The 598-nt window shown below is 63.7% G+C and carries 1 protein-coding gene; it reads left to right on the top strand.

Features of this window, described 5'->3' with window-relative positions; translation table 11 throughout:
* On the top strand, positions 1-598 hold a 598-nt coding region (locus ACR0E6_RS22700), incomplete at both ends, for a DUF5801 repeats-in-toxin domain-containing protein (protein ID WP_480587641.1).

Below are 598 nucleotides of genomic sequence, written 5' to 3'. Positions count from 1 at the left end.
TCGGCACCCTCAGCGATGCCGAGACCGCCGCGGACACCGCGACGGACTATGTCGACCTCACCCAAAAAATCTCGTTCACCGATGACGGGCCAGCCTTTGCCATGACCCTTGGCACCGCGGACCTGCAGACGGATGACGCCGATCTGACGGGTGGGCCGGATACGGACACCGAAGGTGTGGGCGATCTGTTCAACGTGACCACGAATGATCCGGGCGAAGATGGCCTGGGCGCGCTGGTCTACAGTCTTGAACTGGGCTCCAATGCCGGGTCGGTGACCCTGAAAGACACCGCCACCGGAGACACCGTGGTTCTCAGCAACAATGCTGGCGTCATCGAAGGCAAAACCTCGGGCGGGCAAGTCGTGTTCTCGGTCTCGGTCGTCAGCAGCACCGGCGCGGTGACGCTGACCCAGAACCGGGCGGTCGAGCACAGTTCGGCAGATACCTCGGGCTATGCCTCGGATGTCACCGGATTGGGCGCGGCCCTGACCGATGCGATCCGTCTGGTCGGCACCCTCAGCGATGCCGAGACCGCCGCGGACACCGCGACGGACTATGTCGACCTCACCCAAAAAATCTCGTTCACCGATGACGGGCC

This window comes from Ruegeria sp. AP12 (assembly GCF_056540025.1).
This window is presented reverse-complemented; position numbering and strand designations above follow the sequence as displayed.